Raw genomic sequence first — 22831 nt, 5'->3', positions numbered from 1 at the left:
AGCAGTCGGAACGCCTGCACGGCCCCCTGGTTCTGTTCAGTGCTACCAGGAAAACACCCCGGAGACTGTGAGGTGTCGACGGCTCGCAATCAGCGGCGGGCTTCGTAAGGTCACTACATGACCGTTTTGGATGAGGCGCCGGGTGAGCCGACCGACGCGCGCGGACGCGTGGCCGAACTGCACGAGATCCGTGCCCAGGTACTGGCCGGCCCGAGCGAGAAGGCGACCCAGGCGCAGCACGCCAAGGGCAAGCTGACCGCGCGGGAGCGCATCGAACTGCTGCTGGACGCGGGCTCCTTCCGCGAGGTCGAGCAGCTTCGCCGGCACCGGGCCACCGGCTTCGGTCTGGAGGAGAAGAAGCCGTACACCGACGGTGTCATCACCGGCTGGGGCACGGTGGAGGGGCGGACGGTCTTCGTCTACGCCCACGACTTCCGCATCTTCGGCGGCGCGCTGGGCGAGGCGCACGCCACGAAGATCCACAAGATCATGGACATGGCCATCGCGGCCGGTGCGCCGCTGGTCTCCCTGAACGACGGCGCCGGCGCCCGCATCCAGGAGGGCGTGTCGGCCCTCGCGGGCTACGGCGGGATCTTCCAGCGCAACACCAGGGCGAGCGGTGTCATCCCGCAGATCTCGGTGATGCTGGGCCCGTGCGCGGGCGGCGCCGCCTACAGCCCGGCGCTGACGGACTTCGTGTTCATGGTCCGCGACACCTCGCAGATGTTCATCACCGGCCCGGACGTGGTCAAGGCGGTCACGGGTGAGGAGATCACCCAGAACGGCCTGGGCGGCGCGGACGTGCACGCCGAGACCTCCGGTGTGTGCCACTTCGCCTACGACGACGAAGAGACCTGCATCGCCGAGGTGCGGTACCTGCTCTCCCTGCTCCCGCAGAACAACCGGGAGAACCCGCCGCGGGTGGAGAGCTCCGACGCAGCCGACCGCCGGTCGGACGTGCTGCTGGACCTGGTCCCGGCGGACGGCAACCGCCCGTACGACATGGCGAAGGTGATCGAGGAGATCGTCGACGACGGCGAGTACCTCGAGGTCCACGAGCGCTGGGCCCGCAACATCATCTGCGCACTGGCGCGGATGGACGGCCAGGTCGTCGGCATCGTCGCCAACCAGCCGCAGGCGCTGGCGGGTGTGCTGGACATCGAGGCCTCCGAGAAGGCCGCGCGCTTCGTGCAGATGTGCGACGCGTTCAACATCCCCATCCTTACCTTCCTGGACGTGCCCGGCTTCCTGCCGGGCGTGGACCAGGAGCACGGCGGCATCATCCGCCACGGCGCGAAGCTGCTGTACGCGTACTGCAACGCCACGGTGCCGCGGATCTCGCTGATCCTGCGCAAGGCCTACGGCGGCGCGTACATCGTCATGGACTCCCAGTCCATCGGCGCCGACCTGACCTACGCCTGGCCGACGAACGAGATCGCGGTGATGGGCGCGGAGGGCGCGGCGAACGTGATCTTCCGCCGGCAGATCGCCGAGGCCGAGGACCCCGAGGCCATGCGGGCGCGCATGGTCAAGGAGTACAAGTCCGAGCTGATGCACCCCTACTACGCCGCCGAGCGCGGTCTGGTCGACGACGTGATCGACCCGGCCGAGACCCGCGAGGTGCTGATCCGTTCGCTGGCGATGCTGCAGACCAAGCACGCCGACCTGCCGTCGCGCAAGCACGGCAACCCGCCCCAGTAACTGGGAGAACTGACGATGACGACACCTGACATCCGTGTGGAGAAGGGGCATGCCGAGCCGGAGGAGGTCGCGGCGATCGCGGCGATCCTGATGGCCCGCGCGGCCGCGCCGCAGTCCGCCGCACCGGCCCACCGGGGCCGCCCCCGGGCCGGCTGGCGCCGCCTGGAACGCGAACCGGGTTTCCGGGCCCCCCACAGCTGGCGCTGACCCCGAAGGGCCCCGCCTTCACGTGAAGGCGGGGCCCTTTCGCAATCCCGGAAAAGGGGCGCGGGTAACTGCGCGACCAGCCACCGACTGCACCACACACCCGGCAACAGAACCCGGCGTTCTGGTAGCCGTACCCACGGAAACAGCCCCCGTGCCGACTAGGCACCGGGGGCTGTTCTCGCGTGGAAGCGGCTAGCGCAGGCGCGCCATCAGCGCATGCTCCACCAGCGTGATGAGCGTCGACTTCGCATCGGCCCGATGCCGCGCGTCCGTCGTGATGATCGGCGTGTCCGGCCCGATCTGGAGAGCCTCCCGGACCTCGTCCGGGGAGTACGGCTGCTGTCCGTCGAAGCCGTTGAGGGCGATGACGAAGGGCAGTCCGCTGTTCTCGAAGTAGTCGACCGCGGGGAAGCAGTCGGCGAGGCGGCGGGTGTCGACGAGGACGACGGCGCCGATGGCGCCGCGCACGAGGTCGTCCCACATGAACCAGAACCGGTCCTGGCCGGGCGTGCCGAACAGGTACAGGATCAGGTCCTGGTCCAGGGTGATACGGCCGAAGTCCATGGCCACCGTGGTGGTGGTCTTGTCCCCGGTGTGGGTGAGGTCGTCGATGCCTGCCGAAGCAGACGTCATGACGGCCTCCGTGCGCAGCGGGTTGATCTCCGAAACGGCCCCGACGAACGTGGTCTTGCCCACGCCGAAGCCACCCGCCACCACGATCTTCGCCGAGGTGGTGGAGCGGGAAGGACCGCCGCTAGAGCTTGCGAAGTCCACTGAGCACCCTTTCGAGCAGTGTCACGTCTGGCTGGCCGCCGGCGTTCTCGTCGCCGCCGGGCTGATGGATGGCGACCAGTCCCGCCTCCGCCAAGTCGGCGACGAGGATCCTGGCCACGCCGAGAGGGATGGTCAGCAGGGCCGAGATCTCGGCCACCGACTTGATTTCCCGGCAGAGGTTGCAGATCCGCTGATGCTCGGGCAGCTGGCCCTGCATCTGGTGCGGCTGCGCGGTGGTGTGCACCAGCGCCTCGATGGCGAGCTGGTACCGCGGCCTGGTGCGGCCGCCCGTCATCGCGTACGGGCGCACCAGGGGGTTGTTCGACGCCCCGGCGGGCGACGCCTCGGGTGCCCGGCGCTGCGGCTGCACGGGCTGGATGCGCGGGCTGTGCGGCTGGTCGTACGGCGAGGGGCCGGGGCCCTGAGGCGTGTACGGCTGACCGTGCTGCGGCGTGGAGGGGTAACCGTACCGGTTCTGGGAACCGTCGTTCTGACCCTGGGCAGGGCCGTACGACCAGTTGCCCGCCGATGAACCGTCTGGGGGTGTTGCCACTTTCTCCTCCTCCGACTGTGCCTGGCGCCCATCTCTGTGGAGCCGCGTCCCGAAACCTTACGGCCCCGGGACGCCATATCGCACCGTCCGCTTGTCAGTTGAGAAGGCTCCCCTGGAGTTCCGCTCGAAGGTCCGGCGTGAGGACCGTACCCGCTCGGTCGACCAGAAGGGCCATCTCGTAACCAATGAGACCGATGTCCGCCTCGGGGTGTGCGAGAACCGCGAGTGACGAACCGTCGGAAATGGACATGATGAAGAGGAATCCCCGCTCCATCTCCACAACCGTCTGATTCACGCTGCCGCCCTCGAAGATCCGAGAGGCGCCGGCGGTGAGTGAGGTCAGACCGGAGGCGACGGCCGCGAGCTGGTCGGCGCGGTCGCGGGGGAAGCCTTCGGACATCGCCAGAAGGAGTCCGTCGGCGGAGACCACCACCGTGTGGGACACCCCCGGGGTGTTGTCCACGAAGTTGGTGATCAACCAGTTCAGGTTCTGTGCCGCCTGGCTCATCGGGCTCACACTAACGCTCCTGGTTGTAGGTGCTGTCAGGACCGAAGCCCTGGCCGTTCGTTTCACTGCCTGCGGTGCGGCCTCGTTGGACACCGCGCCGCAGGTTGCTCAGCCTGCCCCGGACGTCCTCCGGGGCTCGGGAGACCTGTGGGCCTCCCTGGGGGGTCGTTTCGGCGGCTCCCTGGACCAGGTTGGCCTTCGGGACCCTCCGAGGCAGGCCGGAGGAGGTCACTCCGCCCGCCTTGGGCTTCCGGAGCGCGGAGGCCTGCTGCCAGCGCTCGTCGTTCGCCGAGCGCCAGCCGTTGTCGCCGTTGCTCTCCGGGCTGGTGGCCGGCGGCTCCTGGCTGCCGTGTCCCGTGCCGCCCGTGCCGTTCGCGGAGGACCCGCGGCGCGGAAGCCCGGCATCGGTCAGCGCGTGGGCGTCGGAAGGAGCCGGTCCCGGACGGTCGAAGCCTACGCTGTCCGGCTCGCGCGCGTCAGCGGCCTGCGAGGATTCCCCCTCCGGGGCCTGAGCAGGGTACTGGTCCTGGTAGCCGTTGCGGTAGCCGTCGTGCTGCGGCCAGTCGTCCTCCTGGCGCCGCCCGCCGAAGCCCGGGAACGAGCCCGTGGCGCCCGCGGGGGCCTGGCCGCCCTGGCCCGGTTCGGCGTAGGAACCGTTCTGGTAGCCGCCGTTCTGCTGGAAGGCGTCGTTCTGCGGCAGGTTGCCGTTCGGCGTGTAGTAGCCCTCGCCGTACGACTGCTGCTGCTGGTCGTCGTAGCCGCCCTGCCGGCCGTCGTCGTACGACTGCTGGTCGTACCCGCCGCCCTGCTGCTGGTCCTGGTAGCCGTTGTCGTAGCCCTGGGCGTCGTAACCCTGGCCGTCGTCGTAGCCCTGCTGCTGCCCGGCGAACTCGTCGCGGTAGCCGCCCTGCTCGCCGCCGTCCTGGGCGTTCCCGGCGGTCAACTCGCCCTGCTGCGGCTGCGACTGGGCCTCCAGGGCCGCACGCCGCTCCTCGCGCATCAGGGACCGGCCGACCGGGTCCAGCTCGCGGATGTCGTCGGGGACGTCCGAGTAGCGGCTGTCGTCGAAGCCCAGCTCCGCGGCGGTGCGCATCGGCTGGCTGAAGCTCTCACCCTGGAAGTTCTGCTCCGGGATGATCTGCGAGACCGTGAACTCGTCCTGGGCCGGGGCCGCCTCGCCGCCACCGCCGTGGGTGATGGCGTCCGGCAGCATGACCAGCGAGGTGGTGCCGGCCTGCTCGCCCGAGGGGCGGAGCTGGACGCGGATGCCGTGCCGGTCGGACAGCCGGCCGACCACGAACAGGCCCATGCGCTGCGAGATCGCGGCGTCCACGGTCGGCGGGTTGGCCAGCTTGTGGTTGATGTCCGCGAAGTCCTCGGCGGTGAGGCCGATGCCCTTGTCGTGGATCTCGATCATGATGCGGCCGTCGGGCAGACGGGTCGCGGTGACGCGCACCTTCGTCTGCGGCGAGGAGAACGTGGTGGCGTTCTCCAGCAGCTCGGCGAGCAGGTGCACGAGGTCGGTGACCGCGCGGCCGTGGATCTCGGCGTCCGGCACGCCGGACAGCTCGATGCGCTCGTACTGCTCCACCTCGGAGGAGGCGGCGCGCAGCACGTCGACCAGCGGGACCGGCTGGTCCCAGCGGCGGCCGGGCTCCTCGCCGGCGAGAACCAGGAGGTTCTCGCCGTTGCGGCGCATACGGGTCGCGAGGTGGTCCAGCTTGAAGAGGTTCTCCAGCTGGTCCGGGTCGGCCTCGTTGTTCTCCAGGTCGGTGATCAGGGTCAGCTGGCCCTCGATCAGCGACTGGTTGCGGCGCGACAGGTTGGTGAAGATCGCGTTGATGTTGCCCCGCAGCAGGGCCTGCTCGGCGGCGAGCCGGACGGCCTCGCGGTGGACCTGGTCGAAGGCGCGGGCGACCTCGCCGATCTCGTCCGTGGAATTGATCGGGATGGGCGCGACCTTGGTGTCCACCCGGCCCGGGTCGGTCCGGGAAAGCTGGTCGACCAGCATCGGCAGGCGCTGCTCGGCGATGCCGAAGGCGGCGTTGCGCAGCTGGCGCATCGACTGGCTCATCTGGCGGGCGACCATGCCGGCCAGGATGAACGCGGCGAGCAGCGCGAGGACGACCGCGGCGCCGGTGATGAAGGCGTCCCGCTGGGCGTCGGAGGCGATCTGCGAGGCCTCGTTCACGGCGGTGTCGGCGAGGTCGGACTCGATCTCGCGGTAGCCGTCGAACTTGAGGGTGTTCATCGCCCACCAGTTCTCGGGCGTGATGCCCTTGGCGGCGAGGTCCTGACGGGCGGACTCGTCCGTGGTGGACAGGCGGCCCAGCTCGGAGATCATGGTCTCCGGCTTGGACGGCGGCGGGACGTAGTCCGGGTCGCTCTGCGCGGCCTCCTTCGCCCTGGCGGCGCCCTCGTTCTGGATGCGTGCGGCGACCTCTTCGAGCTTGGCGTTGTCCGCCTCGGTGCCGCCGCCCTTGTACTCGTCGAGGGCGATGCGCTCGAGGTAGGCGTACGACAGGAAGGCCACGCGCTGGCTGGCCAGCTGGCTGTCGGTCGGGCCCGGCTTCACCAGCAGGTGCATGCCGATGGAGCGCTGGAGCGACGAGGCGGCCTTGGTCAGCGAGATCGCGTAGACCGTGCGCCCGTAGCTGGTGATGTTGCCGGTGCCGAGGCCGAGCTCGTTGGCGATCTCCATCAGGGGGTGGGCGACGGCGACGTAGCCCTCCTCCGTCTCCACGCCCTTGAACTTGGAGGTGTACGCGCCGGCGCGCAGCGCGGACAGCTTCGGCTCCGCTTCACGGACGAGCTGGAGGCGGCGCTGCAGACCCGGCTTGTCCGGCGCTTCCTGCGCGGCCTCGTCGAAGGCGTCGGCGGCCTTGTCGGTCGCCTCGCGGGCCTTGGAGACGTCCGGGTCGTCCTCGCCCTTGCCGCTCAGCAGCGGCACGGCGCTGACGTCGCGCTCGTTGTAGAGGGCGTTGGCGTAGGTGAGGGAGGCCCGCACCAGACGCGCGGTGTTCTCGGCGTCCTGGGCCTCGGTCCACGTGTCGATCGAGCTCTTCACCTGGAAGCCGCCCATGACAAGGCCGACCAGCACGGGTATGAGCAGGATCGCGTTGAGCCTCGTGGCCACGCGCCAGTTCCGCGGGGACATGCGTCCTCCGCTCTGTGCGGGCGCGGCCTTCGGCTCGGGACCGGGCACGGGGGCGGGCGCCGCTGTGCGCGGCGGCGGCGTGAAGTTGCCCCGGGCCGACGGCTCGGGACTGTTCTTGCTTCGCCTCACTCGACCAACAACCTCTCGGCGGTCGGCACCTTCGTCGTGCCGCAGTGTCTCAGAGCCCGGCATGCCATCGACTACTGAGTACGTCTTTGACCCATGGGCAGTTCAGGCATTCCAGCATGCCGACCAGCGCTCTTCCAAACATGGAAAGGCAGGGATCCCGAGTGATGTAAGCCCCAGATAAAACGGTCATAAAGAGCGAGGACCGCCAAATGGCGAGGTCTTCGTGCGCACAGTGGTACCGCGCGACCGCGTCGCGTGTCGGCCTCACCCGATTCCTCTGCCGAAACGTTATGAACACCGGGGCCGGCCGTGTCAAAGGACACAGCCGGCACCGATACATCTACGACAACTGCAGTATGCCGCTTTTGATTTGCCTCTAGCGGAGCCGTGCCATGAGGGCGTGCTCGACCAGGGTGATCAGCGCACTCTTGGCGTCCGCGCGATGACGGGCGTCCGTGGTGATGATCGGGGCGTCGGGTCCGATCTGCAGCGCCTCCCGCACTTCCTCCGGGGAGTACGGTTGCTGTCCGTCGAAGCCGTTGAGGGCGATGACGAAGGGCAGTCCGCTGTTCTCGAAGTAGTCGACCGCGGGGAAGCAGTCGGCGAGGCGGCGGGTGTCGACGAGGACGACGGCGCCGATGGCGCCGCGCACGAGGTCGTCCCACATGAACCAGAACCGGTCCTGGCCGGGCGTGCCGAACAGGTACAGGATCAGGTCCTGGTCCAGGGTGATACGGCCGAAGTCCATGGCCACCGTGGTGGTGGTCTTGTCCCCGGTGTGGGTGAGGTCGTCGATGCCTGCCGAAGCAGACGTCATGACGGCCTCCGTGCGCAGCGGGTTGATCTCCGAAACGGCCCCGACGAACGTGGTCTTGCCCACGCCGAAGCCACCCGCCACCACGATCTTCGCCGAGGTGGTCGCACGGCTCTCGGAGACCGTCCCGCCGCTAGAGCTTGCGAAGTCCACTGAGCACCCTTTCGAGCAGTGTCACGTCCGGGGCGCCTGTCGCCTCGTCGCCGCCCGGCTGGTGCACGGCGACGAGTCCCGCCTCCGCCAGGTCCGCCACCAGGATCCGGGCGACGCCCAGCGGCATGTTGAGCAGTGCCGAGACCTCGGCGACCGACTTCACCTCTCGGCACAGGTGGCAGATGCGCTGGTGCTCGGGAAGGAGCCCCATGAGCGCTGCCGGGTCGGCCGTCGTACTGATCAGTGCCTCGATGGCCAGCTGGTAACGCGGCCTGGTCCGGCCGCCGGTCATCGCGTACGGACGAACCAGCGGCTGGTCGCCCTCGTCCTCGTACGGCTCCGCGTACGGATCATGAGAGGCGGTGGGCGGGGTCATGAATCCTCCGGGCGGGACAGCAAGCGGTCAGTCAAGCTGTTTGATGGGGCCGGTGGGGGGAATTGTGGCGGCCGGACGGTGATTTGGTGAGACGGGTGGTGCCGGGGCCGTTCAGTGGAGCAGACTTCCCTGTAGCTCGGCGCGCAGGTCCGGGGTGAGGACCGCCCCCGCGCGGTCGACCAGGAGCGCCATCTCGTAGCCGACGAGGCCGATGTCACACTCGGGGTGCGCGAGCACGGCGAGGGACGAGCCGTCGGAGACGGACATGAGGAAGAGGAACCCACGTTCCATCTCCACGACCGTCTGAGCGACGTTGCCGCCCTCGAAGATCCGAGAGGCGCCGGCCGTCAGGGAGGTCAGCCCCGAGGCGACGGCCGCGAGCTGGTCCGCGCGGTCGCGCGGGAAGCCCTCGGAGAGCGCCAGGAGGAGACCGTCGGCGGACACGACGACGGTGTGGGACACACCTGGGGTGTTGTCCACGAAGTTGGTGATCAACCAGTTGAGGTTCTGTGCCGCCTGGCTCATCGGGCTCAACTAACGCTCCTGCTGGTGAGTGGGCCGCGGGAAGCTGCCGGTCTGTGCGGACCCGGCCTGACGACCCTGTGCGATACCCCGACGGAGATTGGTCAGCCGGCCGCGCACGTCATCGGGGGCGCGCGAAACCTGAGGACCGCTCTGGTGGTTCTGCTGCTGAGCCGTGCCCGGGACGAGGTTCGCCTTGGGCACCCGGCGCGGCAGGCCGGAGGTGGTGACGCCGCCCGCGGCCGGCTTGCGGACGCGTTCGGCCTGCTTGACGAGCTCGTCGTTGGGCGAGCTGCGCCAGGCGGCGTTGGACCGCTGCGAGCCGGTCGGGCTCTGCGGTTGCGGGGACTGCTGCTGCGGCTGCTGCTGCGGGGCGGCCGGCGCGGAGCCGTTGCCCTGCTCCTGCGCACCGCCCTGGCCGCCGCGGAACCAGTTGGTCTCCAGCGTGTCGTACAGCGGCGTACGGCCGTCGCCCGGGCCGGAGGCCGGGGGCAGCGCCCACTGGTCGGACGGCTGGCGCTGCTCCTGCTGCTGCGGGACCGCCTGCGGACGCGGGGGGACGGGGCCGGAGCCGTGCGTGCCGTTCACCCGCGGACGCTCGAACTGGCCCGTGTTCGACGGGTCGGAGCCCGGGCGGCCGGGCAGCGCGTACTGGCCGGTGCCGTTGTCCTGGCCCGGGGCCGCGTACTGGCCGGTGCCGTTGTCCTGGCCCGGGACCGGGTACTGGCCGGTGCCGTTGTCGTAGCCCTGCGCGGAGGGGAACTGGCCCGTGTGGGCCGGGTTCTGCGCGCCGGGACGGCCGCCCTGCGGGGCGCCGAAGATGTCACCGCGGACGAACTGGCCCGTGGCCGGAGCGCCGGGACGGCCGTACTGGCCGGTGTCCTGGCCGGGCGCCTGCTGCTGTTCGTCGAACCGGGGGATCTCCGCCGTGGCGCCGGGACCCTGACGGTCGTCGAAGCGCGGCATCGCGGCGGTGCGGGAGACGTCCGGCTCGTCGTGGCCGCGCGGGGCGTCCATCGAGGGGCGCGGCGCCGGCGGCCGGGCGTTGTCGTCGCTCCAGCTCGGCGTGCGCTGCTGCTGGTCGCCGCCGGGCAGTTCGGGACGGTCGCCGCCGCGCGGGGGGAGCTGGGGACGGCGTCCGCGCTCGGGGCCGTTGCCCCGCTGCGGCGGCACCTGGCCCTGGTTGCCGGGCGCGGCCTGCGGGGCGTTCGGGCCCTGCTGCTGTCCGAAGCCGGCGCCCGCCGGAGCGGGACGGCCCTGCGGGGGAGCGGAAGGAGCGCCCTGGTCGAAGAGCGAAGGAGTCTGGTTGCCCGCCGACGGTCCCTGCGGTCCCCGGCCGCCGGGACGGCCCGAGCCGTCCCGCCCGGGCAGCGCGGCCCGCGGGCCCTGGCCGGCCCCGAGGCGCCCGCCGGGCGCACCCGCGCCGAGCGGACCGCCGCCGGACTGGCCGGCCCCGGCGGAGCGCCGCGCGGCGGCGGCGCCCGCGGCGGCCTGCGCTGCGGCCGGACCGCCCGCGCCACCCGGCTGACCGGGCTTGCCCTGCGGCTTCTTGCCGCCCTGGGCGACGTCGACGGGCAGCATGACCAGCGCGGTCGTACCGCCGGAGTCGGACGGGCGCAGCTGGATGCGGATGCCGTGGCGCTGCGACAGACGGCCGACCACGAAGAGACCCATGCGGCGGGAGACGGAGACGTCCACGGTGGGCGGCGAGGCGAGCCGCTCGTTGATCGCCGCGAGGTCCTCGGGGGACAGACCGATACCGGTGTCGTGGATCTCGATCAGGACCCGGCCGTCGGGCAGGGCGTGACCGGTGACCTTGACCTTGGTCTGCGGGGAGGAGAACGAGGTCGCGTTCTCCAGCAGCTCGGCGAGCAGGTGCACGAGGTCGTTGACCACGCGGCCGGCCACCTCGGTGGTCGGCACGGCGGCCAGCTCGATGCGCTCGTACTGCTCCACCTCGGAGGCGGCGGCACGGAGCACGTCGACCAGGGGGACCGGGCGGGTCCACCGGCGGCCGGGCTCCTCACCCGCGAGAACGAGGAGGTTCTCACCGTTACGGCGCATGCGGGTCGCGAGGTGGTCCAGCTTGAACAGCGAGGACAGCTGGTCCGGGTCGGCCTCGCGGGACTCGAGCTCGGAGATGAGCGACAGCTGGCGCTGGATCAGACCCTGGGAGCGGCGCGAGAGGTTGGTGAACATCGCGTTGACGTTGCCCCGCAGCAGGGCCTGCTCGGCGGCGAGGCGGACCGCCTCGCGGTGCACGTCGTCGAACGCCGCGGCCACACGGCCGATCTCGTCCCGGGAGTGCACACCGACCGACTCGACGGTGGTGTCGACGTCCTGCGGGTCCGACTCGGAGAGCTGCTTGACCAGGTCGGGCAGGCGCTCCTGGGCGACCTTGGTCGCGGTCTCCTCCAGGCGGCGCAGCGACCGGATCATGGACCGGGCCACGACGAAGGCGCCGACAAGGGACACACCGAGCACGAGGAGGATCAGCGCACCGGAGATGATCGCGTCGCGCTCGGTGGCGCTGCGCAGCTCACGGGCCTTCTGTTCCATCTCCTCGAGCAGCGAGAGCTCGATGTTCTTCATCTGCTGGATCTTGGTGGAGCTGTCGTCCAGCCAGTCACGGTAGGAGCGCGCGCCCACCGACTGCAGACCGAACTCGGAGGCCAGCGCCCGGCCGGCGTACTCGTCGGTCGCCTTGATCGTGGTGTTGCCCTCTTCGATGGGCAGCAGCAGCTCGGCGGCGGGGTCCTCGCCGTAGATGCTCTTGAAGGCGCGGAGCTCGGACTTCTGGCTCTCCAGGGCGGACTGCGCGTAGAGCCGGTCGTTCTCGTTGAGCTTGCCCTTGGTGGTGTTGCTGGCGGGCAGGGCCGCGGCCAGGACGGCGCGCTGGACCGACGCGTACTCCTTGGCGGAGGAGAAGGACGCCAGGGCACGCGTGCGCTGGATCATGTCGGGGTTGCTGGTCGCCTCCGCCATGTCCTGCGAGAGGTCGATCAGGTTCTCGATCAGGCGGTGGTAGCCCTCGACGGTCTGCGTGGAGTTGTTCTCCTGCTGGAACGCCGTGTTGCGGATCTTGGCGAGCTCGCTCAGGTCGCCGGCCAGCTGGACGAGGTTGTCGCGGACGCCCTTGAGGTTGCCGTCCTTGCTCGCCGAGTCGATCTCCTCGGAGCTGTCGAGGAAGTTCGACATCGCGCGGTCGGTCTTCTCGCGGTAGCCCTTGACCGAGAAGTCCGTGCCCTTGCCGCCGTGCGCGAGCGGACCGGCCGACTGGTCGCGCTCCTCCTGGAGCGCGTGCGCCAGCTCGGTGGCCTGCTTGGTCATGTCCGTCAGCAGCTTCATGTTGTCGAGCTGCTGGATGTCGTCCATCGACTGCTGGATACGCAGCGCGCCGAGCGAGGTGGCCGCGACCACCGGCAGCGCGAGCAGCGACACCAGACGGGTCGAGATCCGCCAGTTGCGCAGGGCTATTCGCGAACCCGGGCCGACCGGGCCGGCGGGGGCGGCCGGCGGGGTGGCCGGAGGTGCGGACGGCGCGCCGGGGCGCTCACCGCCGCCGGGCGGGGTCGGCCCCTGGCTCTGGGCGTGCTGGGGCGAGGAGCTGACGGCCTTGGGGCCAGTCCCGCCCTGCGGCTCCGGCTCCGCCGAAGCGCTGCCATCCCTCTTGAAACGTCCCTGCACTAGCGTCGCAACCTCTGAACCAGGCGCCCCTCCGCGTGAACGGAGAGGCACGGTGTCGGCGTCATAGGGGCGCCCTGAATACGCCCCCGTGGTGGTCGTGATTGTCCGGCGCCGGTTCCCCCATCTCGCCGCCACTCGGCGCGTGGTCGCGCCCCCTGTGCGCCGGCTCGATCCCTGCGGCGGTCCGTGAGATTCCAGCACAGTGCCGGATCTCCAACAAGGCCCGTGGGCTTACCCGTGACATACATGACACCCCGTGTCCGGCGTATCACCGGACGTAGAACGGGATCTTGTTCATTTAGGGCATACCGGTCCGGACCGGCGAGGGTGGGACGGTGTCCCAGTCGGCATGATCAGGAGCGGAATGGTCGCTTCAGGGGGTCAATGTCCGATTCCGGTCGTCGTCGTGCGCGCCCGGGATGCCCGGAATGTCAATCAGATCGTGAGCAAACTCACACCGAGATCACCGCTCCCCGCCCCAAGCCGCCGGGAATCGAATGTTTAGCCTGACGCTTTACAAGGACGGCAGAACTGACAACCCGCGCCCGTCCGGGGTTCTTCCCGGACCTCCGGGCGCCCGTGCACAGGACAGGGTCAAGTAAACAGTGAAGACGACGACGATGTTCCACAAGATCGCCAACCCGCGGCGCACCACGCTCGCGCACCTCGACGGTGCCGACGATCTGCAGAAGCCGGTCCAGCAGGAGCACCCCGTCGAACTCCCGGCCCAGACAGCCAACCCCAAGCGCACCGTCCTCATGGAGATCCCGGTCACGGCAGGCGCCGCGAACTGACACAGGTCCATACGCGCGGCCGCCGCGAAACGCTCAACGCGTGCCGCGCACCGACGAGGGGCGCCCCACCGGCCGAGGTGGGGCGCCCCTCGTCGGTGCGCCGGGCCGGGACCCCTGCGCGTTAGCCTGGAGCGTCAGACTCCAGCCGCTTCAGTCAAGGGGACCAGCATCCCGTGCGCATCGCCAGATTCTCCATCGACGGGAACGTCGCCTTCGGCGCGGTCGAGGGCGAGAAGCAGGACGAGCTCGTCCTGGACATCATCAAGGGCATCCCGTTCGCGGACTTCGAGCTCTCCGGTACCAAGGTCCCGTTGAGCAAGGTCAGGCTGCTGCCCCCGGTGCTCCCCAACAAGGTGGTGGCCTTCGGGCGCAACTACGCGGACCACGCGAAGGAGATGGGCAACGAGGTGCCCGACGCCCCCTTCGCCTTCTTCAAGCCCGCCACCTCGGTCGTCGGCCCCGGCGACGAGATCCAGTACCCCTCCTTCTCGCAGGACGTGCACCACGAGGCCGAGCTCGCCGTGGTCATCGGCCGGCTCTGCCGTGAGGTCCCGCGCGAACGCGTCAAGGACGTGATCTTCGGCTACACCTGCGCCAACGACGTCACCGCGCGCGACGTCCAGAAGCGTGAGAAGCAGTGGGCCCGGGCCAAGGGCTTCGACACCTCCTGTCCGCTCGGCCCCTGGGTGGAGACGGACCTCGACATCGCCGCCGCGCAGGACCTGACGATCCAGCTCACGGTCAACGGCGGCCAGCGTCAGCTCGGCCGCACCAGCGAGATGATCCACTCCATCGAGGACCTGATCGTCAACATCTCCGAGGCCATGACCCTGCTCCCGGGCGACGTCATCCTCACGGGCACCCCGGCTGGGGTCGGCCCCCTCCACGTCGGCGACGAGGTCGCCGTCACCATCGAAGGCATCGGCACTCTCACCAACAAGGTTGTCAAGCGTGGCTAGCGCATCCGGCTCCTCCGTACGCGTCCGTTTCTGCCCCTCGCCCACCGGTAACCCCCACGTGGGCCTGGTCCGCACCGCCCTGTTCAACTGGGCGTTCGCCAAGCACCACGGCGGCACCCTGGTCTTCCGCATCGAGGACACCGACGCGGCCCGCGACTCCGAGGAGTCCTACAACCAGCTGCTGGACTCCATGCGCTGGCTGGGCTTCGACTGGGACGAGGGTCCCGAGGTCGGCGGCCCGCACGCGCCGTACCGTCAGTCGCAGCGCATGGACATCTACCAGGACGTCGCGCGCAAGCTCCTCGACGGCGGTCACGCCTACCACTGCTACTGCTCCCAGGAGGAGCTGGACACCCGCCGCGAGGCCGCCCGCGCCGCCGGCAGGCCGTCCGGCTACGACGGCCACTGCCGCGAGCTCACCGCCGCCCAGGTCGAGGAGTACAAGGCGCAGGGCCGCGAGCCGATCGTCCGCTTCCGGATGCCGGACGAGCCGATCACCTTCACCGACCTGGTCCGCGGCGAGATCACCTACCTGCCGGAGAACGTGCCGGACTACGGCATCGTGCGCGCCAACGGTGCCCCGCTGTACACGCTGGTCAACCCGGTCGACGACGCCCTGATGGAGATCACCCACGTTCTGCGCGGCGAGGACCTGCTCTCCTCCACCCCGCGCCAGATCGCGCTGTACAAGGCGCTGATCGAGCTGGGCGTCGCCAAGGAGATCCCCGTCTTCGGCCACCTGCCGTACGTGATGGGCGAGGGCAACAAGAAGCTCTCCAAGCGCGACCCGCAGTCCTCGCTCAACCTCTACCGCGAGCGGGGCTTCCTGCCCGAGGGCCTGCTCAACTACCTGTCGCTGCTCGGCTGGTCACTCTCCGCCGACCAGGACGTCTTCTCGATCGACGAGATGGTGGCCGCCTTCGACGTCACCGACGTCAACCCCAACCCGGCGCGCTTCGACCTCAAGAAGTGCGAGGCGATCAACGCCGACCACATCCGCATGCTCGACGTGAAGGACTTCGCCGAGCGCTGCCGCCCCTGGCTGCAGGCGCCCCACGCCCCCTGGGCGCCGGAGGCCTTCGACGAGACCAAGTGGCAGGCCGTCGCCCCGCACGCGCAGACCCGCCTCAAGGTGCTCTCCGAGATCACCGACAACGTCGACTTCCTGTTCCTGCCGGAGCCGGTCTTCGACGAGGCGTCCTGGAACAAGGCGATGAAGGAGGGCTCCGACGCCCTGCTGCGCACCGCCCGGGAGAACCTGGCGGCCGCCGACTGGACCTCCGCCGAGTCGCTGAAGGAGGCCGTCCTGGCCGCCGGCGAGGCCCACGGCCTCAAGCTCGGCAAGGCCCAGGCCCCGGTCCGTGTCGCCGTCACCGGCCGCACGGTCGGCCTGCCGCTCTTCGAGTCCCTCGAGGTGCTGGGCAAGGAGAAGTCCCTGGCCCGGATCGACGCGGCCCTGGCGAGGCTCGCCGGCTGACCGCGCACCCGCCGTGCAGGGGCGGCTCCCGGAGATGTCCGGGGGCCGCCCCTCGGCGTTCCCCGGTGCCCTCCGGCCCGTCCCGGTACCGTCGGTGGCATGGACATCCGCGCCGTGGTCTGGGACGTCGATGACACGCTGTTCGACTACACCTCCGCCGACCGTGAGGGCATGCGCGCCCATCTCGTCGCCGAGGGACTGCTCGCGGGGTACGGCTCCGTGGAGGAGGCGCTGGCGCGCTGGCGGGAGATCACCGACCAGCAGTGGGCGCGGTTCGCCGCAGGCGAGGTCGACTTCGAGACCCAGCGCCGCGACCGCACCCGGGTGTTCCTCGGGCGTGAGCTGACCGACGCCGAGGCGGACGAGTGGTTCGAGCGCTACCTGGTCCACTACGAGTCCGCCTGGAGCCTGTTCCCCGACGTGCTCCCCGTGCTGGACGCCCTCGCCGCCAGCCACCGCCACGCCGTGCTCTCCAACTCCAGCCTGCACGTGCAGGACCGCAAGCTGCGGGTGCTCGGCGTGCACGACCGCTTCGAGGCGATCCTGTGCGCCGCCGAGCTGGGCGTCTCCAAGCCGGAGCCCGGCGCCTTCCTGGCCGCCTGCGACGCCCTCGCGCTGCCCCCGGAGCAGGTCGCCTACGTCGGCGACCACCCGGAGATCGACGGCCGGGGCGCCGCGGAGGCCGGGCTGCTCTCGGTGTGGATCGACCGCGCCGACGCCCACGCCACCCTCGAACCGCCGGCCGGTCCGCGCCGCATCGCGTCCCTCGAAGAACTGCCCTCCCTGCTGCGTGGCGATACTCGTTTTGGAGCGTCGTCGTCCTTCAGGTAATGTTCTTCCTGCGCCGCGGGGAGCGGGCCGGAAGGCCGGAGCCCCGAAGCGCAGAACTAGAACGAGATCCCCTCCGGGGCTTGCGTTCCAGTGGCCTATGGTGTAATTGGCAGCACGACTGATTCTGGTTCAGTTAGTCTTGGTTCGAGTCCAGGTAGGCCAGCTCGCAGAGCTCATCTGCACCCGCGGATCACATCCGCAAGCCCCCGTTGTGTAGCGGCCTAGCACGCTGCCCTCTCAAGGCAGTAGCGCCGGTTCGAATCCGGTCGGGGGTACAGATCCTTCCCGCGAGGACAGTCAGGGTAGCTCCCGCTGACCACACGGTGACAACATCCGGCTACGGCCGGGTGAGGATCGCTAGGGCCCCCGTTGTGTAGCGGCCTAGCACGCCGCCCTCTCAAGGCGGTAGCGCCGGTTCGAATCCGGTCGGGGGTACTGACTGGTCTAAACCATCATTGGTCTATGGTGTAATTGGCAGCACGACTGATTCTGGTTCAGTTAGTCTTGGTTCGAGTCCAGGTAGACCAGCTCGGACCTGCGGAAACGCAGGGTCCACGCCCCCGTTGTGTAGCGGCCTAGCACGCCGCCCTCTCAAGGCGGTAGCGCCGGTTCGAATCCGGTCGGGGGTACATCTTCGAAAGCCCTCCACCTCGGTGGAGGGCTTTCGTGCCGTCGGTCACTCGATGCCGTACGGCCGGGCCGACTCTTCCTCCTCCTGCGCCGACCGGTGCAGCGCGCAGCACCGGCTCGAACGGCACCGCGGACGCCACGGCCACCTCCACCTGCCGCTTCGGCTCGTCGTGGGTCGTCAAGGACCGGTTCGCATACCGGCCGGATCGGCCCGCGCGGCCGGAAGCGGCGGAAAGCACTGCGCCGTCGGCGGTGGCCGACGGCGCGTGAGGCGGGGGAGGGGTTCGCCGCGGCGTTGAGGCGGACCCGTTCCCGCGGGGCGGGTGCGGTGGACGGGGGACGTTCAGGAGCGCCGGAGCGCCTCGGAGAGGCGGGCGGCGGCGTCGATGACGGCCTGGGCGTGCATCCGGCCCGGGTGGCGCGTCAGACGCTCGATGGGGCCGGAGACCGAGACGGCGGCCACCACACGGTTCGACGGGCCGCGCACCGGCGCCGAGACGGACGCCACGCCCGGCTCGCGCTCACCGATCGACTGGGCCCAGCCGCGCCGCCGTACGCCGGAGAGGGCGGTCGCCGTGAAACGGGCGCCCTGCAGACCACGGTGCAGCCGCTCGGGCTCCTCCCAGGCCATGAGGATCTGCGCCGACGAGCCGGCCTTCATGGTGAGCGTGGAGCCCACCGGTACCGTGTCCCGCAGTCCGGACAGGCGCTCCGCCGCGGCGACGCAGATACGCATGTCGCCCTGGCGGCGGTAGAGCTGGGCGCTCTCGCCCGTCACGTCGCGCAGGTGGGTCAGCACCGGGCCCGCCGTGGCGAGCAGCCGGTCCTCGCCCGCGGCCGCGGCCAGTTCGGCCAGGCGCGGGCCGAGGATGAACCGCCCCTGCATGTCACGCGCCACCATGCGGTGGTGCTCCAGCGCCACCGCGAGACGGTGGGCCGTGGGTCGTGCCAGTCCGGTGGCACCGACCAACCCCGCGAGGGTGGCCGGGCCGGACTCCAGGGCGCTCAGGACGAGTGCTGCCTTGTCCAGAACGCCGACGCCGCTACTGTTGTCCATGCAACGATACTTGCGTCTCACTCTGTGAAACGCAAGTTCAATTTCTCGTGGAACCCGCCACTCTTGAAGCACGAAGCAACGCGGCCCGTGGACCACCGGGCCTGACGGCGGACGCCCGGTGTCAGGGGCGCGGGCGCCGTCTCACAGATCTCTAGTTGGGCCGGAGGGCAACGTGCCGGCCGGAGGGAAAGCGATGGGTAGGACACTCGCGGAGAAGGTCTGGGACGACCACGTCGTCCGGCGCGCCGAGGGCGAGCCCGACCTCCTCTTCATCGATCTGCACCTGCTGCACGAGGTGACCAGCCCCCAGGCCTTCGACGGCCTCCGCAAGAACGGCCGCCGGGTGCGCCGTCTCGACCTCACCATCGCGACCGAGGACCACAACACCCCGACCCTCGACATCGACAAGCCCATCGCCGACCCGGTCTCCCGGGTCCAGCTGGAGACGCTGCGCAAGAACTGCGCCGAGTTCGGCGTCCGGCTGCACCCGCTGGGCGACGTCGAGCAGGGCGTCGTGCACGTCGTCGGCCCGCAGCTCGGCCTGACCCAGCCCGGCATGACGGTGGTGTGCGGCGACTCGCACACCTCCACCCACGGCGCCTTCGGCGGACTGGCCTTCGGTATCGGCACCTCCCAGGTCGAGCACGTCCTGGCGACCCAGACGCTGCCGATGGCCCGCCCCAAGACCATGGCGATCACGGTCAACGGCGAGCTGCCCGAGGGCGTCACCGCCAAGGACCTGATCCTGGCGATCATCGCGAAGATCGGCACGGGCGGCGGCCAGGGCTACGTCCTGGAGTACCGCGGCGAGGCCATCGAGAAGCTCTCGATGGAGGCCCGGATGACCATCTGCAACATGTCGATCGAGGCCGGCGCCCGCGCGGGCATGATCGCCCCCGACGAGACGACGTTCGCGTACCTCGAGGGCCGTCCGCACGCCCCGAAGGGCGAGGACTGGGACGCGGCCGTCGCCTACTGGAAGACGCTGAAGTCCGACGACGACGCCGAGTTCGACGCCGAGGTCGTCATCGAGGCCTCCGAGCTGTCGCCGTTCGTCACCTGGGGCACCAACCCGGGCCAGGGCGCCCCGCTCTCCGCGTCGGTCCCCGACCCCGCCTCGTACGAGGACGCCTCGGAGCGCCTCGCCGCCGAAAAGGCCCTCGAATACATGGGGTTGGAGGCCGGGCAGCCGCTGAGCTCCATCAAGGTGGACACCGTCTTCGTAGGTTCCTGCACCAACGGCCGTATCGAGGACCTGCGCGCCGCCGCGGACGTCATCAAGGGCCGCAAAGTCGCCGACGGCGTACGGATGCTGGTCGTCCCCGGCTCCGCGCGGGTGGGTCTGCAGGCCGTCTCCGAGGGACTGGACGTGGTCTTCAAGGAGGCCGGCGCCGAGTGGCGGCACGCGGGCTGCTCGATGTGCCTGGGCATGAACCCGGACCAGCTCGCCCCCGGTGAGCGCTCCGCCTCCACCTCCAACCGCAACTTCGAGGGCCGGCAGGGCAAGGGCGGCCGGACGCACCTGGTGTCCCCGCAGGTCGCCGCGGCCACCGCGGTCCTCGGCCACCTGGCCTCCCCGGCCGACCTCGCCGCCGCCGACCGCACGCCCGCTGGAGTCTGATCAGCCATGGAAGCATTCACCACCCACACCGGCCGGGCCGTCCCGCTGCGCCGCAGCAACGTCGACACCGACCAGATCATCCCGGCCCACTGGCTCAAGAAAGTCACGCGGGACGGGTTCGAGGACGGGCTCTTCGAGGCCTGGCGCAAGGACCCCGAGTTCGTGCTCAACCGGCCCGAGCGCGAGGGCGCCACGGTCCTGGTGGCCGGCCCCGACTTCGGCACCGGCTCCTCCCGTGAGCACGCCGTCTGGGCGCTGCAGAACTACGGCTTCAAGGCCGTGATCTCCTCCCGCTTCGCCGACATCTTCCGTGGCAACTCGCTGAAGAACGGCCTGCTGACGGTCGTCCTCGACCAGAAGATCGTCGACGCCCTGTGGGAGCTCACCGAGGCCGACCCCACCGCCGAGATCACCGTCGACCTCGAGGCCCGCGAAGTGCGCGCCGAGGGCGTCAACGCCCCCTTCGAGCTGGACGAGAACTCCCGCTGGCGGCTGCTGAACGGCCTCGACGACATCTCCATCACGCTGCAGAACGAGGCGGACATCGCCGCGTACGAGGCGAAGCGCCCGTCCTTCAAGCCGCGGACCCTCACGGCCTGACCCTCGCGCCGAAGTCTTCGGCAGAGGTCGACTTTCGGCCACCGCGTCACTCCGCCCGTACCCCCGATCGGACCGATCGGGGGTACGGGCGTCTTCGTACCCGTTCGGCTCCGCGTGCCGTCTTGAGAGCCGCCAACTTGCCACGTTAAGAAGGTGGTTGTCGGGGTACACGTGTCACGTGCCCGTGGATCCCGGGTGTGCGCGGACGGCCGTCCGGCGCGGCAGTTGCCCCCTGCGCAGGCGACAACTCGCCCCAGATGGCACAATCTGTGCATGGAACACGACGGCCAACTCCAGCTCTATACGGCGGTCGCGGTCCGGCTCAAGGAAGCGCACTCAAGGGTGCGCGCACTGCAAGTCCCGGAGGGCGTACGTATGGCGCTGACCCGGAAGCTGTTGGTCATTACGGCCGCGGCCAAACATGATCTCGCCGGTGCGGCAAGGGGTCTGGAGCGGTTCATGGCGGACCTCGACGAGGGGCGGATCCCCGACGAGGAACGCTGAACCGGTCGAGACGGCCGAGTTCGTTGCGGCACAAGGGTGATTAGCCCGTTTCGTGTTTGATTTGCGGTATATATCTGCCTAACGTGCGAAAAGCTTGAACACATTCGTTCTGGCGATGTCTCCGAAGGGGAAGACGTGAACAAGGCGCAGCTCGTAGAAGCGATTGCCGACAAGGTGGGCGGCCGCCAGCAGGCCGCCGACGCCGTCGACCACGTACTGGACGCCATCGTCCGCGCGGTCGTCGCGGGGGAGCGGGTCTCGGTCACCGGCTTCGGTTCGTTCGAGAAGGTCGACCGCCCCGCCCGCTACGCCCGCAACCCGCAGACGGGCGAGCGGGTTCGGGTCAAGAAGACCTCCGTCCCGCGTTTCCGCGCCGGTCAGGGCTTCAAAGACCTGGTCAGCGGCTCGAAGAAGCTGCCGCGCGGCGGCGAGGTCGCCGTGAAGAAGGCCCCCAAGGGCAGCCTCACCGGCGGCGCTTCGGCGACGGTGAAGAAGGCCGCGGCCAAGAAGACCACGGCGAAGAAGGCCGCCACCGCCAAGAAGACGGCCGCGAAGAAGACCACGGCCAAGAAGGCCACCGCCAAGACCACGGCGAGCAAGACCGCGGCGAAGAAGGCCCCCGCCAAGTCGACGGCCGCGGCCAAGAGCACCGCCGCGAAGAAGACCACGGCGAAGAAGGCCCCGGCGAAGAAGGCGACGGCCACGAAGGCCCCCGCCAAGAAGTCGACCGCGCGCAAGACCACCGCGAAGAAGACCACCGCCCGCAAGAAGTAGCGGACGCCTCGTCTCCCCCTTCGGGCAAGCGGTACTCATGTGTCGGGCCGGACTCCCCCGGGAGCCCGGCCCGCGGTGTGTCCGGGTCCGCCGGCGCCCGTCAGAACGTCTGCAGCGTCACCAGCGTGATCCGCAGGGACGCGCCCTCGCCCTCCGTCTCCAGCCGCACCCGCTGCCCGGGACGCAGCAGCCGCAGGCCCCCCGCGTCGAACGCCGCGGCGTCGAAGGGGACCGGGGTGCCGTCGTCCAGCAGCACCTGACCGCTGCGGCTGTCGGGGTCGTAGGTGTACGCGGTGGCCTGCATGTGAGGCAGCCTACTGCTGCCCGGCGGGCAGCCGCGCGGCGGCCGCGGCCGTGCGGGGACCGACGCCCAGCGCGAGCGCGGCCCGCAGATCCCCTCCGGTGTCCACGTCCTGGCGCACGGAGTCGACCGCGTCGAGCGTGAGCTCCACGGCACCGGACGCCCGGTGCCTGGCGCGCGAACCGACGCCGAATTGCGGACGCAGTTCACGGCCGCGGCTCGCGGCGAGAAGAGTCGTGCCGAGTCCCGCGGAATCCGCGAGAAAGGACCGCGGGAATTCCGCCGCCGCGTCCAGGACCCGGGCCAGTTCGGAAGGGCGCAGCGCCGGCAGATCCGCGTTCAGCGCCGCCACCGAGGCCGCGCGGCGGGCGGCGCCCACCACCGTCGCCGCATGGGCGAGCGCGGCGTTGAGCCCGGCCCGCGGAAGGTCGGGGACGGTCCCGGCGCCCAGCGCCGCCAGCTCGCGCGCGGCCAGGGCGTCGTTGGTGACGACCACCACATCCCGCACCGCCGGACAGCCGAGCGCGGCGGCCACCGTGTCCTGCGCGAACGCCAGGGCCAGACCCGGCCGCAGACCGTCGTCCGCGGTGTCCGCCAGCCTGCTCTTGGCCTGCGGCAGGGGCTTCAGGGGTACCACCAAGGTCCACTGCACGAGTGTTGCGTCCCTCTCTTGTCACGGCCATTGTCCCCCGGGGCGGCCGA

The 22831-nt window shown here is 70.3% G+C and carries 21 protein-coding genes and 5 tRNA genes; 15 read left to right on the top strand and 11 right to left on the bottom strand.

Annotated features, from left to right (window positions below; genetic code table 11):
- The first annotated feature begins 117 nt into the window (after window positions 1-117).
- Window positions 118-1701, top strand: coding sequence for an acyl-CoA carboxylase subunit beta (locus ELQ39_RS08605; RefSeq protein ID WP_190005694.1), 1584 nt, complete (start codon window positions 118-120; stop codon window positions 1699-1701).
- 15 nt (window positions 1702-1716) lie between these two features.
- Window positions 1717-1908 (top strand): acyl-CoA carboxylase epsilon subunit, encoded by a 192-nt coding sequence (locus ELQ39_RS08600; RefSeq protein WP_190005695.1) that lies wholly within the window; start codon window positions 1717-1719, stop codon window positions 1906-1908.
- Between the two features lie 192 nt (window positions 1909-2100).
- Here ELQ39_RS08600 and ELQ39_RS08595 read toward each other — a convergent pair whose 3' ends face one another.
- The 8 genes from ELQ39_RS08595 to ELQ39_RS08560 form a co-directional block, all read right to left on the bottom strand.
- Window positions 2101-2682 carry a GTP-binding protein gene (locus tag ELQ39_RS08595; protein ID WP_044384251.1) on the bottom strand — a complete coding sequence of 194 codons (582 nt, stop codon included), beginning with the start codon at window positions 2680-2682 and terminating at the stop codon, window positions 2101-2103.
- A complete protein-coding gene (locus ELQ39_RS08590) occupies window positions 2663-3235 on the bottom strand; it encodes a DUF742 domain-containing protein (RefSeq protein ID WP_242591548.1) in 573 nt (190 codons plus the stop codon). The genes ELQ39_RS08595 and ELQ39_RS08590 overlap by 20 nt, the downstream gene beginning before the upstream one ends.
- Window positions 3236-3329: 94 nt before the next feature.
- The gene (locus tag ELQ39_RS08585) at window positions 3330-3743 is read right to left on the bottom strand and encodes a roadblock/LC7 domain-containing protein (RefSeq protein ID WP_004983065.1); all 414 of its coding nucleotides are present in this window, start codon (window positions 3741-3743) and stop codon (window positions 3330-3332) included.
- Window positions 3744-3753: 10 nt separating this feature from the next.
- Window positions 3754-7029, bottom strand: a complete 3276-nt coding sequence (locus ELQ39_RS08580; protein WP_242591547.1) for a sensor histidine kinase — start codon at window positions 7027-7029, stop codon at window positions 3754-3756.
- A gap of 376 nt (window positions 7030-7405) precedes the next feature.
- A complete protein-coding gene (locus tag ELQ39_RS08575) occupies window positions 7406-7996 on the bottom strand; it encodes a GTP-binding protein (protein WP_037641771.1) in 591 nt (196 codons plus the stop codon).
- On the bottom strand, window positions 7977-8372 hold the full coding sequence (locus ELQ39_RS08570) for a DUF742 domain-containing protein (protein WP_006130593.1): 396 nt from the start codon (window positions 8370-8372) through the stop codon (window positions 7977-7979). The genes ELQ39_RS08575 and ELQ39_RS08570 overlap by 20 nt, the downstream gene beginning before the upstream one ends.
- Before the next feature lie 111 nt (window positions 8373-8483).
- Window positions 8484-8897, bottom strand: a complete 414-nt coding sequence (locus ELQ39_RS08565; RefSeq protein ID WP_004983056.1) for a roadblock/LC7 domain-containing protein — start codon at window positions 8895-8897, stop codon at window positions 8484-8486.
- A 9-nt stretch (window positions 8898-8906) separates the two neighbouring features.
- Window positions 8907-12581: a sensor histidine kinase gene (locus ELQ39_RS08560; protein ID WP_242591546.1), complete on the bottom strand. Its 3675-nt coding sequence runs from the start codon at window positions 12579-12581 to the stop codon at window positions 8907-8909.
- Between the two features lie 605 nt (window positions 12582-13186).
- Here ELQ39_RS08560 and ELQ39_RS08555 point away from each other — a divergent pair.
- The 9 genes from ELQ39_RS08555 to ELQ39_RS08515 all read left to right on the top strand — a co-directional run bounded on the left by ELQ39_RS08555 (window position 13187) and on the right by ELQ39_RS08515 (window position 17271).
- Entirely contained in the window at window positions 13187-13375 is a 189-nt protein-coding gene (locus ELQ39_RS08555; protein ID WP_225629395.1) for a hypothetical protein, read from the top strand.
- Window positions 13376-13548: 173 nt separating this feature from the next.
- Window positions 13549-14334, top strand: coding sequence for a fumarylacetoacetate hydrolase family protein (locus ELQ39_RS08550; protein ID WP_225641965.1), 786 nt, complete (start codon window positions 13549-13551; stop codon window positions 14332-14334).
- Entirely contained in the window at window positions 14327-15811 is a 1485-nt protein-coding gene (gene gltX / locus ELQ39_RS08545; protein WP_190005327.1) for a glutamate--tRNA ligase, read from the top strand. The genes ELQ39_RS08550 and gltX overlap by 8 nt, the downstream gene beginning before the upstream one ends.
- Before the next feature lie 99 nt (window positions 15812-15910).
- Window positions 15911-16642, top strand: coding sequence for an HAD family hydrolase (locus ELQ39_RS08540; RefSeq protein WP_242591545.1), 732 nt, complete (start codon window positions 15911-15913; stop codon window positions 16640-16642).
- 91 nt (window positions 16643-16733) lie between these two features.
- Window positions 16734-16805: transfer RNA gene (locus ELQ39_RS08535), tRNA-Gln, on the top strand.
- Between the two features lie 39 nt (window positions 16806-16844).
- Window positions 16845-16917: transfer RNA gene (locus ELQ39_RS08530), tRNA-Glu, on the top strand.
- Window positions 16918-17004: 87 nt separating this feature from the next.
- Window positions 17005-17077: transfer RNA gene (locus ELQ39_RS08525), tRNA-Glu, on the top strand.
- A gap of 21 nt (window positions 17078-17098) precedes the next feature.
- Window positions 17099-17170: transfer RNA gene (locus ELQ39_RS08520), tRNA-Gln, on the top strand.
- Window positions 17171-17198: 28 nt separating this feature from the next.
- Window positions 17199-17271 (top strand) — tRNA-Glu (locus ELQ39_RS08515).
- 344 nt (window positions 17272-17615) lie between these two features.
- On the opposite strand, the gene ndgR is transcribed toward ELQ39_RS08515, so the two are convergent.
- Entirely contained in the window at window positions 17616-18329 is a 714-nt protein-coding gene (ndgR, locus tag ELQ39_RS08510) for an IclR family transcriptional regulator NdgR (protein ID WP_006130487.1), read from the bottom strand.
- A 193-nt stretch (window positions 18330-18522) separates the two neighbouring features.
- Here ndgR and leuC point away from each other — a divergent pair, with 193 nt between their 5' ends.
- From leuC to ELQ39_RS08490, 4 genes are all read left to right on the top strand, one after another.
- Window positions 18523-19950 (top strand): 3-isopropylmalate dehydratase large subunit, encoded by a 1428-nt coding sequence (leuC, locus tag ELQ39_RS08505; protein WP_190005329.1) that lies wholly within the window; start codon window positions 18523-18525, stop codon window positions 19948-19950.
- 6 nt (window positions 19951-19956) lie between these two features.
- The gene (gene leuD, locus ELQ39_RS08500) at window positions 19957-20550 is read left to right on the top strand and encodes a 3-isopropylmalate dehydratase small subunit (RefSeq protein ID WP_163086736.1); all 594 of its coding nucleotides are present in this window, start codon (window positions 19957-19959) and stop codon (window positions 20548-20550) included.
- Between the two features lie 273 nt (window positions 20551-20823).
- Window positions 20824-21054, top strand: a complete 231-nt coding sequence (locus tag ELQ39_RS08495; RefSeq protein WP_031024167.1) for a hypothetical protein — start codon at window positions 20824-20826, stop codon at window positions 21052-21054.
- A gap of 135 nt (window positions 21055-21189) precedes the next feature.
- The gene (locus tag ELQ39_RS08490; protein WP_031024168.1) at window positions 21190-21828 is read left to right on the top strand and encodes an HU family DNA-binding protein; all 639 of its coding nucleotides are present in this window, start codon (window positions 21190-21192) and stop codon (window positions 21826-21828) included.
- Window positions 21829-21928: 100 nt separating this feature from the next.
- Here ELQ39_RS08490 and ELQ39_RS08485 read toward each other — a convergent pair whose 3' ends face one another.
- Both ELQ39_RS08485 and cofC read right to left on the bottom strand, forming a co-directional pair.
- Entirely contained in the window at window positions 21929-22132 is a 204-nt protein-coding gene (locus ELQ39_RS08485; protein ID WP_031024169.1) for a hypothetical protein, read from the bottom strand.
- A 10-nt stretch (window positions 22133-22142) separates the two neighbouring features.
- Complete coding sequence (cofC, locus tag ELQ39_RS08480) at window positions 22143-22781, bottom strand: 2-phospho-L-lactate guanylyltransferase (protein ID WP_242591544.1); 639 nt, start codon at window positions 22779-22781, stop codon at window positions 22143-22145.
- Window positions 22782-22831 lie beyond the last annotated feature (50 nt).

The organism is Streptomyces sp. GB4-14 (genome assembly GCF_022696125.1).
GTDB classification, from domain to species: domain Bacteria; phylum Actinomycetota; class Actinomycetes; order Streptomycetales; family Streptomycetaceae; genus Streptomyces; species Streptomyces werraensis.
The sequence above is the reverse complement of the archived record's forward strand: the minus strand, read 5'-3'. Positions and strand labels throughout refer to the sequence as shown.

Bases quoted from the DNA above. Each gene is read 5' to 3' on its own strand.
- ELQ39_RS08605 (WP_190005694.1), top strand. From the start codon at position 118: ATGACCGTTTTGGATGAGGCGCCGGGTGAGCCGACCGACGCGCGCGGA.
- ELQ39_RS08600 (WP_190005695.1), top strand. From the start codon at position 1,717: ATGACGACACCTGACATCCGTGTGGAGAAGGGGCATGCCGAGCCGGAG.
- ELQ39_RS08585 (WP_004983065.1), bottom strand. From the start codon at position 3,743: ATGAGCCAGGCGGCACAGAACCTGAACTGGTTGATCACCAACTTCGTG.
- ELQ39_RS08570 (WP_006130593.1), bottom strand. From the start codon at position 8,372: ATGACCCCGCCCACCGCCTCTCATGATCCGTACGCGGAGCCGTACGAG.
- ELQ39_RS08565 (WP_004983056.1), bottom strand. From the start codon at position 8,897: ATGAGCCAGGCGGCACAGAACCTCAACTGGTTGATCACCAACTTCGTG.
- ELQ39_RS08540 (WP_242591545.1), top strand. From the start codon at position 15,911: ATGGACATCCGCGCCGTGGTCTGGGACGTCGATGACACGCTGTTCGAC.
- ndgR (WP_006130487.1), bottom strand. From the start codon at position 18,329: ATGGACAACAGTAGCGGCGTCGGCGTTCTGGACAAGGCAGCACTCGTC.
- leuC (WP_190005329.1), top strand. From the start codon at position 18,523: ATGGGTAGGACACTCGCGGAGAAGGTCTGGGACGACCACGTCGTCCGG.
- leuD (WP_163086736.1), top strand. From the start codon at position 19,957: ATGGAAGCATTCACCACCCACACCGGCCGGGCCGTCCCGCTGCGCCGC.
- ELQ39_RS08495 (WP_031024167.1), top strand. From the start codon at position 20,824: ATGGAACACGACGGCCAACTCCAGCTCTATACGGCGGTCGCGGTCCGG.
- ELQ39_RS08485 (WP_031024169.1), bottom strand. From the start codon at position 22,132: ATGCAGGCCACCGCGTACACCTACGACCCCGACAGCCGCAGCGGTCAG.